A 13,602-nucleotide genomic window follows, 5' to 3' on the forward strand; every position below is an offset into this window, starting at 1 on the left:
GCCGTGCCGCTCCGCGCCGTTTCCCCGCCGTTTCGTTGTGCTTCCTTCCCTGCCGTTTCGCTACGGCGGCCATCCGTCTCACGAAGGGAACGTGCCATGACCGAGAGTCGTCCGGTGACGACCACGGACAGCGGTATCCCGGTACCGAGCGACGAGTTCTCGCAGTCCGTGGGCGCCGACGGCCCGCTGCTGCTGCAGGACCACTACCTGATCCAGAAGCTCGCCCACTTCGACCGCGAGCGCGTGCCCGAGCGGGTCGTGCACGCCAAGGGCGGCGGGGCGTACGGGGTCCTGGAGATCACCGAGGACGTCAGCCAGTACACCAAGGCGGACGTCTTCCGGCGCGGCAAGCGCACCGAGCTGTTCCTGCGCTTCTCCACGGTCGCCGGCGAGCTCGGCTTCGCGGACACCGCCCGTGACCCGCGGGGCTTCGCGGTGAAGCTCTACACCGAAGAGGGCAACTACGACATCGTCGGGAACAACACCCCCATCTTCTTCATCCGCGACCCGCAGAAGTTCCCGGACTTCATCCACTCGCAGAAGCGGCGCGCCGACAACCACCTGCACGACCACAACATGCAGTGGGACTTCTGGACGCTGTCGCCGGAGTCGGCGCACCAGGTGACGATCCTGATGTCCGACCGCGGCACGCCCGCCTCGTGGCGGCACATGAACGGCTACGGCAGCCACACCTTCCTCTGGTACAACGCGGCCTACCGGAAGTTCTGGGTGAAGTACCACTTCAAGACGGACCAGGGGATCAGGAACTTCACCCACGAGGAGGCCGCCGCCGCGGGTGCCGCGGACCCGGACCTGCACATCCGGGACCTCCACGACGCGGTGCGGAAGGGCGACCACCCGTCGTGGACCCTCCAGGTCCAGGTCATGCCCTTCGAGGACGCCGCGGACTACCGGTTCAACCCGTTCGACCTCACCAAGGTCTGGCCGCACGAGGACTACCCGCCCATCGACATCGGCAAGCTGACCCTCAACCGCAACCCGGCGAACTACTTCGCCGAGGTCGAGCAGGCCGCGTTCGAGCCGTCGAACCTGGTCCCGGGCGTGGCGGCCTCCCCGGACAAGATGCTGCAGGGCCGGCTGTTCAGCTACCCCGACACCCACCGCTACCGGATCGGCCCCAACTACCTCCAGCTGCCGGTCAACCGGCCGAAGAACGCGGTGCACTCCTACAACCGCGACGGGGCCATGCGCTACGACAACCCGGGCGACCCGGTGTACGCGCCCAACAGCTTCGCCGGCCCGGTCGCCGACCCGAACCTGCTCGCGGGCGAGCACTACGAGGTCACCGGGGAGATCGTGCGCAGCGCCCACCGGCTGCACGCCGAGGACGACGACTTCGTCCAGGCGCGCGCCCTGTGGGAGAAGGTCATGACCGCCGCGGACCGCGAGCACCTGGTGGCCAACATCGTCGCGCACGCCTCGGCCCCCGAGGTGCGGACGGAGACGAAGGGCCGCATCGCCGACTACTGGCGCAGCGTCCACAAGGACCTGGGCGAGCAGGTGGCCAGGGGTCTGGGTGTCAACGGGAAGTGAGCACGCACGCACGCACGGCATCGTGAGGAGCAGACCATGAGTTCGGCGCGTTCGACGCGTACGGTGCGTTCGGCCGGTTCGGCCGGTTCGGCGGGGCCCGCCGCCGGGGCCGTCACCCTGCGGCGTCTCGCCTGGGCCGGCGTCGAGGTGGCGGCCGGGGACGTACGGGTGGTCATCGACGCCCTGAAGAACCCGGCGGACCTCGCGGGGTTCCAGGGCATGCCGCGGCGCCCCCTGCCCAGCATCGAGGCCGCCCCGGGGGTGCGGACCCACGCCTTCGTCACGCACCTCCACCCCGATCACTGCGACCGCAGGCTGCTCGCCGGCATCGCCGCCGGCGAGGGCTGCACCGTGGGCTGCCACACGCCGATCGCGGGCGTGCTGGCGGAGATGGGGGTGGAGGCCGTACCGCAGGAGATGGGCGAGCGGCGGCAGATCGGGCCGTTCACCACCATCCCCGTGCCGTCCCACGACTGGCGCGGCGACGACCAGGTCGCGTGGATCGTGGAGGGCCCGGGGCTGCGCATCATCCACTTCGGCGACACCATCTGGCACGGCAAGTGGTGGGAGATCGCCCGGGACTACGGACCCTTCGACGTCGCGTTCCTGCCCATCGCCGGGGTGATGGCCCGCCGCGAGGGCATCACGCCCACCAACCAGCCCGCCACGCTCACCCCGGAGCAGGCCGTCGAAGCGGCGGTCGTGCTGGAGGCGTCGACGGCCTGCGCGATCCACTACGACCTGTTCAACAACCCGCCGTACTACACCGAGCAGCACGACGTGCGCGGGCGCTTCCTGCGGGCGGCCCGGGCCAGGGGCATCCACGGCATCGCCCCCGGCGACGGGGAAGCCGTGCCGTTCGCCGCTGCCGCCGCCTGACCAGAGCCGGAAGGATGGTCCGTGACCCCACCCCCTGAATCGGAAACCAGGGTTCCGCCCCGCGGGACGGCAGGCGGGACCGGCCCGGGGCCCGGTCCCGCCCGGGGCGCCCACCGGAGCCGCCACCTGCTCTGGTACGCCCTGGCGGTGCTGCTGGTCGGCATCAACATGCGGCCCGCCATCGTGGCGGTCTCCCCGCTGCTGGACGAGATCCGGCACGTCACCGGCCTGTCCAACGGCGGCGCCGGGGCGCTGTCGACGCTGCCGCTGATCTGCTTCGGCATCTTCGCCCCGCTCGCCCCCCGGCTGGCCCGCCGCTGGGGCATGGAGCGCACCCTGGTCGTGGTGCTGGCGGTGCTGCTGTGCGGCAGCGCGGTGCGCCTCGTCCCGGAGCTGTTCCCCCTCTTCGCGGGGACGTTCCTGGTCGGCACCGCGGTGGCCGTCGCCAACGTGGTCATCACCGCGCTGATCAAGCGGGACTTCCCGCAGCAGGTCGGGCTGATGTCCGGCCTGCACACCACCATGCTGGTCGGCGGCGGCGCGGTCACGGCCGCCGCGACCGTCCCGCTGCGCGACGCGCTGTCACTGACGTGGGCGGGCGGCCTGGCCGTATGGGGCGTCCTGGCCCTGGCGGCGCTGCTGGTCTGGGCACCGAAGCTGCGCCGGGACCGTGCGCAGCCGCCGGTGGCGGCGCAGGCGGGCGGCTCGATCTGGCGGAGCCGCCTGGCGTGGGCGGTGGCCCTGTTCTACGCCTTCCAGTCGCTGCTCTACTACACCGCGACCACCTGGCTGCCGTCGTTCTACATCGACCACGGCTGGAGCGAGGGCGGCGCCGGAGTGCTGCTGGCGGTCTGCATGGGCTCGGCCATGGTCACCTCGCTCCTCGTACCGGTGTGGGCCCAGCGCTCCCGCCGGCAGAGCTACCTGGCGGTGGCGGGCACGGCGCTGTGCGTCGTGGCTTTCGCGGGCCTGATCGCGGCGCCGACCGGCGCGGCGGTGCTGTGGGCCGCCGTACTGGGCCTGGGCCTGGGCGCCGTCCTCTCCCTGGGCATCGCCTACATGTCCATGTGCGCCCGCACCACCCACGACGCGGGCCTGCTGTCGGCGATGTCCCAGTGCGTCGGCTACCTGGTAGCCGCCCTGGGCCCCACCGCCTTCGGCGCGGCCCGCGACCTAACGGGCAACTGGACCACAGGCCTGACAGCCCTGCTGATCCTGGCACTCCCGATGGGCATCACGGGAGCCCTGGCGGGCCGAGGCGGCCAGGTAGCCCGCTAAGTAGCCCCGCCGACCGGTGCCGGCTGTGGGCGGCGCCGCAGACGGCAGTAGGGCCCGGACCATGTGTTGCGGTCCGGGCCCTACCCCGTGCGGTCGCCGCCCTGTGCGGAGGTGCGTCAGCTCTGTGCGGTGTCGTCGCCCGCCTGCCCGGCGGCCTCGGCTGCGCGGGCCTTCTCGCGCATCTTGCGCACCAGCTCGGCCTTCTGGTCCGCGGCACTCTGGCGGTCGCGGTTGCGGTACGGACCGTTGTTCTGCCGTTCGGCGCGGGACTGCTTCTTGCGCTGGCCGCCGCCCTGGCCCACGGGGTTGTTGATGTTCTTGCTGTCGGTCACGGGTTCTCCCGGTGATGATGTGAAGTGATCTACGGATTCACGGTGGGGGACGGGCGCGGCGACGTCGAAGGACGTCAGCAGGGGCCCGTCACGCTCTCACTCGTAAATCGGTGTCTGGAAGAACATGACAAAGACGTTACCCGGTTTCGTCGGCCCCGCGCGCCAGGATTTTCGCCGCCCCGGCGTCGGCCGGGCTTCCGGCGAGCGCCGGGGCCGGCTCGGCTGGGGCTCAGGCAGTCCTGCGCGGGTTGGGGAGGCGGGTGATCACGCCGGCCGCCCCGAGTCGGTGGGGAGGAGGTAGTTGGGCCCGTCGGCGTAGTGTTTGTTGATGTCCACGGCGCCCGAGCGGTCCTTGCTGAACAGCGTTCCGGCGGTGACCATCGCCTTGATCGGCAACCGGGGCGCCTCGAGCACCCGGGCGCGCAGCACCGCGGCCGGTCCCGCGGGGAGCCGGTCGACGGCTTCGGTGAGCCGGTTCCGGAGGAGCCCCAGCCAGGTGTCCAACGGGGCCCGGCCGCGTTCGGCCAGTTCGAAGGCGAGGGCAGCCGCACACAGGTGAACGGTCACGGTCGTGAACAGGTCGGTCAGCGGGCCGTCGTCGGTGACGAGGACCCGGGGGTCGGTGAAGCCCAGCAGACCGGCGGCTGCCGCCCCGCCGATCCGTGCCGCAAGGCGCGCAGGATGCACGCGCGGCCCGTCGTTGTCTTTGATCAGCAGCCGCATCCGGGGAAGGCCGCCGTGGCCGTCGAGGACGATCGAGGTGTTCTGCTGGTGCGATTCCAGCGCGATGCCGTAGGAGAAGAGGGTGGTGTGCCAGTCCAGCAGCAGCCGGAGGTAGGCGTCGAGCAGCGCGACCACCGAGCCCCCGTAATGGCATTCGGCGAGCACGTCCACGACGGGACGGCCGTCGGGGCAGGTGGCCAGCAGGGCGGCGACCGGCACCACATGGGCGTCGTCGAGGCCGGACGGGTAGCGGCGGACCAGCGCGGCGAGCAGTTCGTGGCCCGCGCCGAGGTGGGTGCGTTCGTCGGTGAGCAGCACGGCGTCGGCGAAGCGGGGCTCGCGAGCGGCGATCTCCGCCACCAGTCGCTGCCCGCACTCGCCGTTGGGCAGGACACCCGGTTTGATGGTGCGCCGGTTGAGCAGTCCCAAGGTGGACGTGGCCAGGGGAAGTTTGATGTGGACGCCGGGGTCGTCGGCGACGGCGACGGTTCGCATGGACAGCGTGGGGACCACGGCCGGCCACGTCGTCTCGGCCAGCTGCGCGCTGCCGCCGAGGCCGGCGGCGGTGACGGCCTCGGCGAGGGGGCCCTCGGCGGTGAGCGGGTGAACGGGCAGCGCCAGATACCCGTCGTTGGACCGGGACCGGGCCAGGCCGAGGGAGGCGGGGGTCGGCCACCAGCGCGGCAGCCGGGCCCGCCGTCCGAGGGTCAGCGCGTCACGCGGCAGAACGAGCCAGCGCAGGCCGAATGCGGGCCGGAATTCCGGTGCGTACGCGAGGAGCTGGTGCTCATCGAGACCGGTGCGCACCTGGCCGGTGGGGTAGACCGGGTGGTCCCGGAAGGCGGCCAGCGCCTCGAACGCGAGGGAACCCCGTACCCCCGTCCACTCCTCCACGGCCCCGTGCTCCTCGGCCAGTCTCCCGACCACGCGCGACCGCTCCCGCCACTGCAGCCGGACCATGGCCACAGCCTGGTCGCATTCGGTATGGAAGGCGTCGAAACCCGGTAGGTCCCGCTCGGCCACGCCCTCGCGCAGCCGGTCCAGTACGGCACCGAGGCCGGGGACCGGGCGAACCCGGATCTCGCACTGGAAGCCGTCGGGACGTATGGGAATGTCCACCCCGGGAAGGACGAGCCAGTCGCCGTCGGGCCGTCGCTCGACGACCGCCCCGGGGCGCAGGTCATACGGGTCTTCCCGCAACAGGGCGCCGAGGGCCCGGGCGAGGATGTCGTCCTCCTCCGCCGTCACGCGATCTCCCAGCGATGGGCGGCGAGGAACGCTGCCACGACATGTCCGATCCGGTCCTGGTCGGGTCCGGTGGCCCGCAAGACGCCGAGGTGGTCGCGGTCGGAGTGGCGAAGGGGGTGCTCCTCGCCGATCTTGCGCTGCGGCCGGTAGACCAGCCGCACCCCGTCCCGGTCCCACTCCACGGGTCCCGGTGCGGACGTGAGGGCTCCGGCGTGCTCGGCATGCACGGTCTCGATGCGGAGCAGCCGTCCCGGTCTCCGTGCGCCGAGGCCGGCCGGGAGCGGGTGGCCGAGGTGGGTGCCGAGGATGTGCTCGAACAAGGGGATGCCGAGCGCCTCGGCGAGACCGAGGTCGGCCTGGTCGCCGGCGGAGCGGTAGTTGACTTCGATCACGCGGACCCGATCGCCCTGGACCACGAACTCGGTGTGGCAGGCGCCGAACCCGGCACCGAGGGCCTCGAGCCGTGCGACGACCTGCTCCACGTGCGTCGGGGGCGGAGCAGGCAGCAGATCGGCGCGCCGCAGGACGAAGTGCGGTGGTACGACGTCCACTTCATGGAAGGAGCCGAGGACGTGCAGGACGTGCCCGTCCCCCAGGGTCTCCAGGGTGCGCAGCGGCCCCGCCAGGTAATCCTCGACGACCAAGGGCAGGCCGGGACGCCGGGACCACACGTCCTGGCAGTGCCGGAGCAGTTCCGCCCGGTCCTCGACCAGCTCGACGTCCTCGCTGGCCACCCCTTCGCGAGGTTTGACCACACAAGGGAAGGGCGGCCGGACATCCTCCGCGTCCCCGGGCCTGGTCAACTCCGCGCTCCATACGGTCTCCAGCCCCGCCTCGGCCAGGGCCCGCCGCATCTGCGCCTTGTTCTTGGTGAGCAGCGCGGCCCGCCAGCTCTTGCCCGGCACGCCGAACCATTCGGCAGCGAGTGCCGCTTGCACCTGGAGGTGGTCACTGTTGGTGAACACGGCCTCCGGTCGGCGGTCGAGCGCCGCGATGCGGGCGATCACCTCGCGGAAGTCGCGTACCTCGCAGGGGACGATGTCGATCCGGGGCCACGCGTCCCCGCCGTGCCCCTCGTAGGCCTGTCGGTGCGCTTCGGGTGCGTCGGTGAGCAGTGTGACGTCAAGCCCCAGCCGGGCGGCGGCCGGGAGATAGCCCTCGGTGACGGAGTCGGTCGGGGGCAGCGCCAGCAAATACAGCACGAGGGAACTCTAGGACCGGCACCGTTCGTGTCAACCCGTCCGCGAGGCATGGCAGTTGGCTTGTCTTACGTGGCGCCGGCCGGTCCGTTCACCCCGTAACCTCCGCCGCATCCCACCGTTAGGCGGACGGTATGAGGAGCGGATCATTCAGCTCCGGAACCCGTCTTTCAAGGAGACCCCATGTCCGTACGGTCCTGGTTCGGCACCGCTGTCCTCGCCGCCGCGACGGTCCTGTCCTGCGCGCAAGTAGCCTCGGCGCACGGGGAGCACGGCTCCCAGGAACCGCATGCGACGCGCCTCGTCACCGAAAACGCGAACGCCAACCTCTTCCCGCCCTCCATCGGCGCGAGGGCCTTTCTGCACGACGCCGAGACCGGCAAGCCGCTCCGGGGCAAGCGCGTGGAGTTCACGACCCCCGACGGCAGCGAGATCTGCCGCGCCGTCACCGGCGCCGATGGTGAAGCCGCGTGCATCGGACCCCTGCGCCTGGGTACGGCGAGCGCCGGCACCCTGACCAACGGCTACGTCGCCACCTTCCGTGGCGACGAGCAGTACGGGGCGTCGCACGCGTTCGGCACGATGGGCCTGCTGGTCCGCCCCTGAGACGCCTGCCTAGTTGACTGCGGCGAACGGTTGGGACGGCACCGTTTGGTGATCACCGGACATTGCCAGGCCGGCGCGGAGTATCCTCTCTACCGCTCCGACTGCGACCACCTCAGTGCCGCCCCGACCGCCAGGACCGACGAGCAGCGCATCGAACGTGCCGTGGCCGCCCTCCTCGCCATGCAGCCTGTGACGTACGGCTGGTCCGATCGACCCGGCGATGACAAGGGACCGCAAGGCTGGAAGGAGCCCGCTGATGGACACACCGGTTGCGGTCACGGGGCCCTCCGCATGGCAGGGTACGGCGCTGGAAGAACGGGACTGGCTGGTCCCGTTAGACCCTCCGCTGCCCGCCGGGGCGCCTGGGAGTGCCACCGGCGACGCGCCCTCGGGCCGGGACAGTGCCGATCCCGTGGCCCGGGCCGCGCAGTGCCTGAACCACGGCCCCGGGCTGGCCGTGGTGCGCGGCCTCGGCGTTGACACGTTGACCGATGAAGAGTGCGTCGAGGCGTGCCGGCGGTTCATGGCACCGCTGGGCGACGTACGTCCTGTGAACCCGGACCACCCGGGCGACAACCTGGTGACGGCTGCGGCCCCCACCACCGCACTCCCGGGACGCCCGCACCGCTCCGACAGAGACCTCGCCCTGCACACCGACCGGGCAAAATTCCCCGGACCTCCACGGCTGCTGGGCATGCTGTGCGTCCGCCCGGCGCGCCACGGCGGCGAATCGGTGCTGGTGAGCGGCCACGCCGTACACAACGTACTGCTCAGGACCCGACCGGACGTCCTGCCCGACCTCTACCAGGACTTCCACTTCGGCCACGGACCGGACTTCGAACACATCTACCCCGTCTTCCGGCGCAGCGCCGGCCGCCTGCACGTGCAGTACAACCGATACTGGATCACCCGCGGCCAGCAAGAGCACGGAGCCCCGCTGTCCACCGCTCAGGTTGCCGCCCTGGACGCCTTCGACGAGATCCTGGCGGACCCGCGCATGGCCCTGCGCGTGCGGCTCCGCCGCGGTGACCTGCTGCTGGTGGACAACATGGCCATCCTGCACGGCCGGACGTCATTCACCGACCCACCCCCACCGCTCGCGGGCCGCTGTCTGGTGCGGCTGTGGGCCGACTGATCCGCTCTTCAACCTCCAGTGTCGAGCGCGTCTCTAACCAGATTGCTACACCTGGACGTTCGCCGAACGTTGAGGTGATCTCTGCCTGCGGCGGCCAAGTCGACGGTGTCGATCTGTTCTTCCTGAACCTCTTCGAAGGACCGGAGCCCGGGCCTGACGATCAAGGGGGGTTGCCCTCGCCGCTACAGCCAGTCCCATCGCTTGAAGATGAAGTACAGGCTCGTGCACACCACTGCCATCAGCAGGCCCGCTCGATAGGGGCTAGCCATCGGAGACCATGGGGTAGCCCGTTAGGCGTGCGGTCCGTACGGACTCCAGCCGCCGAGCGAGGGCCTGAGGTCGGCGGCCCTGGGCTTGGGCGGTGTGGGCAGCTTCGGCGCTGAGACGGTCAGGCGCCAGTGCGCGTCTGCGAACGCGTGTGCTTGTTGAGCTGGCTGTGCCCTTGATGGCATGCAGGACCGTTGGGTCATCCACTTGCGGTCGCGCAAGGCGTCTGCCTTGCCACGGCAGTGGACGACGTAGTCGATGTCGACTGGTCTCAGGGTCCGCCGAGGCCGTGCTCCGCCGGGCTCCAGGGCGTCCGACCGAGGCGGCAGCTGTGACCGCTTTGCGGTCGGGACGAAGGCCTACCAGCGCACGTGTGAGGCATCCAGTCCGACCGGTACCGAGCCGATCCTGCTGCCGTAACGGCAGAAGACGTACTGGTACTTGTAGGCCTTGGCATCGTCCCGGTCATCGGCGCGGCCGCCGCGATCATCTTTCCCCGGCGAGAGGGTGGCCCTCTGGCAGTCCATCGAGGCAGTCCTGGTCATCGGCGGGATCTTCCTCTTCACGGAGGAGGATCTCGACGAGCTCGACGACCTCGAGGGGCGAGGGCAGCCTCGACAGGGGACATCCGCCCTGGCGGGCGACTGCGGAGGTTGTCGCTCGTGCGCGGTTACGCGATGGGATGCGGGGCTGGGATGAATGATGCTGCCTCACCGGCGAACCAGTTCCAGATCCACTCCCCATCGAAGCCCTCCGTGGGCGTGCCGGACGTCGTCAGAGGCCCGCTCTCAGGTACGGCGGTGATCGTCCGTGCTTTGCCGGCCTGCAGAATTGTGATGGAGAGTTCCCACGAGACGCGTGAGTGGAGTGCGGATCCGGCGACGTGAAATGTCTGGGATTATCCGGCCTCCAGCCTTACCTCTCGGTCGAGGAAGTAGGATTGTCCCCCCGTGGGTTCGAGACGGCCCATGTCGAATCGTGCAGGTCGAGCCGTGGGATCGGTCTCGTCGAGATCGAAGTAGATGAGTTCTTTCTGCACGGCGCCGGCTGGTGGGTAGGCCACCAGGGCAGCGCGCAGAGGCACGCCGACGTCTGTCTTGCGGATGCCGATGTCGGTGATCGTGAGTGGTTCATTGCTTCGGTTCTCCGCGTGCAGGTCGAGCACGGTCAGCCCATAGTCGTAGGCGCCCTTGGTGCGTAGCCATTCGTACATCTGCCGGTAACGGCGCCCGCTGTGCGCCAGCGGGACGGAGACATGGAGGGGCTCCGTGTCGGGTAGCGCCAGCTTCCATGCCTTAAGAATGTGCGGGGCTGCCACGACCGCAAGCGGCGAGCGACGCTGCCAGAGCTTCCGTACCCTCCGGGCGAGCGGTAGGAAAGTCACGCTTGCCAGGGCCGTGATGACCTCGCTGATCACGAGTGCATTGTGCCCTCGTTCGTCGACTCGCATGCCATTTACAAGCCGTTTCATTTGGTGAGTCGGCGGTAGCAGGTCAGGGTTGCGGCGATGCCTGCGAAGGCGAGGAAGTGCTCGGGTTTGCGTTCGGAGCGGCGGTGGAGTCTGCGGCAGCCGTTGAGCCAGGAGACGCTGCACTCGACGGTCCAGCGGTGCCGGCCGGGACGCTCGGACGACTCGATGCCGCGGCCGGCGATCCCGGGGTGTGATGTGCCGTGAGCGGAGCCATCGCCGTAGGTGAAGGTAGTCATAGGCCTTGTCCGCGTGGAGTTTGGCCGGTCGTCGTCGCCCTTGGCTGTGGCCAGCGTCAGGGAGAGGCCTTCGGCCTCTCGCCGCAGGACGTTGACTTCGAGCGCGGCATCGTCCGCGTACGGCGCCAGGTTCACCTGATGAACGGCCGCTTGTACTTCGCGTTGCCCAAAGGCGGAAGACGCATCGTCGGCATGCCGTCGTCGGTCGCCGCCGATCTGGCTGGCTACTTCCTGCAGCACGCAACCGTTGAGGTAGAGCTGCCCTGCGGAGGTCCGGAGCCCGAGCGTGAGAGGCGGACCTTCCCGCTCGTTCTGACCACGACCGCGGAAACGCGATCCGCGCCAATATCTTCAACGACGAGGTCTGGAAGCCTGCCCTCGTCGCAGCAGGGGTCATGCCTCTACGGGAGAAGGGGAAGCGCTGGAAGGCATCCCGCAAGGACGGCTTCCACGTCCTCCGGCACACCTTTGCCTCGATCATCCTCGAAGCGGGCGAGTCCGTCGTGACCCTGGCTCGATGGCTGGGCCACTCCAGCCCGACCATCATCCTCCACCACTGCGCCCACTTCATGCCGGAGGCCGGCGGCATGGGGTGCGCCGCAGTCGATGCACTGCTTGGCCTGGCCCCCGAGCGCGTGCCCGAGGGCCTGGCCGCTGCCTGAGCAGCGGGTGGCACAGCACATGCTGGGCCACCCGTGCGTGCCGTGCGGCTTCGTGGCCGCACGAGTCAGTCGGCGAGGCTTTTGCGGCGTACGCGCAATGAGTACCGTGTTCCTTCCGGGCCGCTGCTGCTGCCCCAGCCGCCGCTCGTCGCTACGGTCCACCCGCGCTGTTCCTGCATGTGGGTGGCGAATGTGCGCAAGTCCTGGATCGAGCAGCCGCAGTTCAGCGTGACGCTGACGCCGATGTAGGGACTCCGGGGATTGTCCTTGGCGTAGGGGTTCGGCTCCCACTGCACGTCGTGGACGTGTTCCTTGAGGCCGGTGCGTTCCTCGTCGTGCTTGATCCCGTGTGCCTTCGCGTACTCGTCCAGGTCGTCGATCGCGAATAAGTGGCTCGACCACTCTCCGGGCCAGACCGCGAAGAGACGGGACTTGCCAGCTACGGCCCGTTCGTAAGCGGCGCGGTCGTTCCCGTGCGTCACCGTGCCGTCGTCGTGCACTTCGATGTAGCAGGTCGTACGTGCGGTGTAGGGGAAGTCCTTCCCCGTTGCCGCGGCACTCCTCGGTTCCAACCAGCCCTCCCGGTGTGAGTCTCCTCGTGACTGCCCAGTCAACACTCTTAGTGATGCTCTGCGTGGGGAATCGGTGAGTTCGGGATGGGAGCGATGCTTGAGACGGCTGGTGACATAGGTGACGCTCTGCTCCCCAATGGCGCGCATTCTCCCCAGATTCCCCCCAGGGGGCCGGGAGTCCCCCCGGCGTTATTCGCTTACGCAAAGCCGATCAAGGGCTCCGTCTTCGCTACTACAGCCAGTCCCGTCGCTTGAAGATGAAGTAGAGGCTTGTGCACACCACGGCCATCAGCAGAATCGCGAAGGGGTAGCCGAACGTCCAGTGCAGCTCGGGCATGCTGTCGAAGTTCATGCCGTAGATCGTTCCCACCAGTGTGGGGGCGAACAGGATCGCTGCCCAGGACGAGATCTTCTTGATCTCCTCGTTCTGTTCGAAGCCCGCTTCGGCCAGGGCTCGCATTTCTGCGTTCTGTTGCTGGGTGACGAGGGTGGCGTTGACCTGGAGGATGTCGGTGAGGGCCGAGCGGAAGCCGTCGACGCGCTCGCTGGTGTGGGTGACGTGGTCGGCGACGTCGCGCAGGTAGCGCTGGAGTTCGTCGTCGGTGCCGTACTTCGTGAAGCCGGCCATCAGGCCGTGCAGCATGCCGACCAGGGGGCGGGTGGCGCGCTGGAACTCGACCATTTCGCGGGCGAGTTCGTAGATGCGGCGGGAGACCGCGGGGTCGCCGCCGAAGACCTCGGTCTCGATCTCGTCGATGTCGTTCTGCACGCCCGCGACGACGGGGGCGTAGCCGTCGACCACGGCGTCGAGGATGGCGTACAGCACTGCTTCGGGGCCCAGGGCCAGCAGCTCCGGGGTGGCCTCCATGCGGTGGCGCACGGCCGACAGGTCCGGGGCCGCGCCGTGCCGGACGGTGATGACGAAGTCGGGGCCCACGAACACGTGCAGCTCGCCGAAATCGACCTCTTCCTGGGCGTCCAGGTAGCGGGCGGCGCGCAGGACGACGAACAGGGTGTCGCCGTAGCGCTCCAGCTTCGGGCGCTGGTGGGCCTCCAGGGCGTCCTCGACCGCGAGCTGGTGCAGGCCGAACTCCTCGGCCAGGGAGAGGAGTTCGCTCTCGGTCGGGCGGGAGAGGCCGATCCATGCCATGGCCTCGGGCTGCTCGCGGAGCCGGCGGTACGTGTCCGCCAGGGAGTCCGGCGTCGCCACGCGCCGGCCGTCGCGGTAGACCGCGGCGTGCACGATGCTGCCCGCGCCGCTCGCGGGACCGGTCGCCGGCGGTGCGGGCGGGGCGGCGGCGTCGCCGTCCGTGCGGCCGTTCGCGGGGCGGAGCCAGGAGTGCTTCCTGGGTGCGTTCCCCGGAGTGTTCCTGGGCGTGGGGCGCTGGCGGCGTGGAGGGTTTTCGGACACGGGTGACTCCCTCTCGCTCTTCACAGGAC

13 protein-coding genes and 1 pseudogene are annotated in these 13,602 nt (G+C 69.8%); 6 read left to right on the forward strand and 8 right to left on the reverse strand.

Features of this window, described 5'->3' with window-relative positions:
• The first annotated feature begins 96 nt into the window (after nt 1-96).
• Genes ACFZCD_RS22925 through ACFZCD_RS22935 form a run of 3 tightly spaced genes read left to right on the forward strand, consistent with a single transcriptional unit; the run spans nt 97 to nt 3,711 of the window.
• Complete coding sequence (locus ACFZCD_RS22925; protein WP_391833678.1) at nt 97-1,554, forward strand: catalase; 1,458 nt, start codon at nt 97-99, stop codon at nt 1,552-1,554.
• Between the two features lie 36 nt (nt 1,555-1,590).
• Complete coding sequence (locus ACFZCD_RS22930; RefSeq protein WP_391833680.1) at nt 1,591-2,433, forward strand: MBL fold metallo-hydrolase; 843 nt, start codon at nt 1,591-1,593, stop codon at nt 2,431-2,433.
• A gap of 21 nt (nt 2,434-2,454) precedes the next feature.
• Nucleotides 2,455-3,711, forward strand: coding sequence for a CynX/NimT family MFS transporter (locus tag ACFZCD_RS22935; protein ID WP_391833682.1), 1,257 nt, complete (start codon nt 2,455-2,457; stop codon nt 3,709-3,711).
• Nucleotides 3,712-3,827: 116 nt separating this feature from the next.
• On the opposite strand, the gene ACFZCD_RS22940 is transcribed toward ACFZCD_RS22935, so the two are convergent.
• From ACFZCD_RS22940 to ACFZCD_RS22950, 3 genes are all read right to left on the reverse strand, one after another.
• The gene (locus ACFZCD_RS22940) at nt 3,828-4,043 is read right to left on the reverse strand and encodes a DUF6243 family protein (RefSeq protein ID WP_391833684.1); all 216 of its coding nucleotides are present in this window, start codon (nt 4,041-4,043) and stop codon (nt 3,828-3,830) included.
• Nucleotides 4,044-4,307: 264 nt separating this feature from the next.
• Nucleotides 4,308-6,014 (reverse strand): IucA/IucC family protein, encoded by a 1,707-nt coding sequence (locus ACFZCD_RS22945; RefSeq protein ID WP_391833686.1) that lies wholly within the window; start codon nt 6,012-6,014, stop codon nt 4,308-4,310.
• The gene (locus ACFZCD_RS22950; RefSeq protein WP_391833688.1) at nt 6,011-7,216 is read right to left on the reverse strand and encodes an acetyl-CoA carboxylase biotin carboxylase subunit family protein; all 1,206 of its coding nucleotides are present in this window, start codon (nt 7,214-7,216) and stop codon (nt 6,011-6,013) included. The genes ACFZCD_RS22945 and ACFZCD_RS22950 overlap by 4 nt, the downstream gene beginning before the upstream one ends.
• A 180-nt stretch (nt 7,217-7,396) precedes the next feature.
• On the opposite strand from ACFZCD_RS22950, the gene ACFZCD_RS22955 reads away from it, so the two are divergent.
• Entirely contained in the window at nt 7,397-7,819 is a 423-nt protein-coding gene (locus tag ACFZCD_RS22955; protein ID WP_391833690.1) for a hypothetical protein, read from the forward strand.
• A gap of 256 nt (nt 7,820-8,075) precedes the next feature.
• Nucleotides 8,076-8,954, forward strand: coding sequence for a TauD/TfdA family dioxygenase (locus ACFZCD_RS22960; protein WP_391833692.1), 879 nt, complete (start codon nt 8,076-8,078; stop codon nt 8,952-8,954).
• A gap of 626 nt (nt 8,955-9,580) precedes the next feature.
• Here the strand turns inward: ACFZCD_RS22960 and ACFZCD_RS22965 are convergent.
• The 3 genes and pseudogenes from ACFZCD_RS22965 to ACFZCD_RS22975 form a co-directional block, all read right to left on the reverse strand.
• Entirely contained in the window at nt 9,581-9,766 is a 186-nt protein-coding gene (locus tag ACFZCD_RS22965) for a hypothetical protein (protein WP_391834036.1), read from the reverse strand.
• A 353-nt stretch (nt 9,767-10,119) separates the two neighbouring features.
• The gene (locus tag ACFZCD_RS22970; RefSeq protein WP_391833693.1) at nt 10,120-10,638 is read right to left on the reverse strand and encodes a hypothetical protein; all 519 of its coding nucleotides are present in this window, start codon (nt 10,636-10,638) and stop codon (nt 10,120-10,122) included.
• A 50-nt stretch (nt 10,639-10,688) separates the two neighbouring features.
• Nucleotides 10,689-10,965: pseudogene (locus ACFZCD_RS22975) on the reverse strand (transposase); the annotation flags it as partial.
• A gap of 358 nt (nt 10,966-11,323) precedes the next feature.
• On the opposite strand from ACFZCD_RS22975, the gene ACFZCD_RS22980 reads away from it, so the two are divergent.
• Nucleotides 11,324-11,590 (forward strand): hypothetical protein, encoded by a 267-nt coding sequence (locus ACFZCD_RS22980; RefSeq protein ID WP_391833694.1) that lies wholly within the window; start codon nt 11,324-11,326, stop codon nt 11,588-11,590.
• Nucleotides 11,591-11,655: 65 nt separating this feature from the next.
• Here the strand turns inward: ACFZCD_RS22980 and ACFZCD_RS22985 are convergent, their stop codons facing one another.
• Both ACFZCD_RS22985 and ACFZCD_RS22990 read right to left on the reverse strand, forming a co-directional pair.
• A complete protein-coding gene (locus ACFZCD_RS22985; RefSeq protein ID WP_391833696.1) occupies nt 11,656-12,162 on the reverse strand; it encodes a hypothetical protein in 507 nt (168 codons plus the stop codon).
• 232 nt (nt 12,163-12,394) lie between these two features.
• The gene (locus ACFZCD_RS22990) at nt 12,395-13,573 is read right to left on the reverse strand and encodes a magnesium and cobalt transport protein CorA (protein WP_391833698.1); all 1,179 of its coding nucleotides are present in this window, start codon (nt 13,571-13,573) and stop codon (nt 12,395-12,397) included.
• Nucleotides 13,574-13,602: the final 29 nt, after the last annotated feature.

It is taken from the genome of Streptomyces sp. NPDC008001 (assembly GCF_042958085.1).
In the GTDB taxonomy this organism is placed as follows: Bacteria; Actinomycetota; Actinomycetes; order Streptomycetales; family Streptomycetaceae; genus Streptomyces.

Excerpts from the sequence above, each read along its gene's own strand:
- ACFZCD_RS22925 (WP_391833678.1), top strand. The coding sequence starts at position 97 with ATGACCGAGAGTCGTCCGGTGACGACCACGGACAGCGGTATCCCGGTA.
- ACFZCD_RS22930 (WP_391833680.1), top strand. The coding sequence starts at position 1,591 with ATGAGTTCGGCGCGTTCGACGCGTACGGTGCGTTCGGCCGGTTCGGCC.
- ACFZCD_RS22955 (WP_391833690.1), top strand. The coding sequence starts at position 7,397 with ATGTCCGTACGGTCCTGGTTCGGCACCGCTGTCCTCGCCGCCGCGACG.
- ACFZCD_RS22960 (WP_391833692.1), top strand. The coding sequence starts at position 8,076 with ATGGACACACCGGTTGCGGTCACGGGGCCCTCCGCATGGCAGGGTACG.
- ACFZCD_RS22965 (WP_391834036.1), bottom strand. The coding sequence starts at position 9,766 with ATGACCAGGACTGCCTCGATGGACTGCCAGAGGGCCACCCTCTCGCCG.
- ACFZCD_RS22980 (WP_391833694.1), top strand. The coding sequence starts at position 11,324 with ATGCCTCTACGGGAGAAGGGGAAGCGCTGGAAGGCATCCCGCAAGGAC.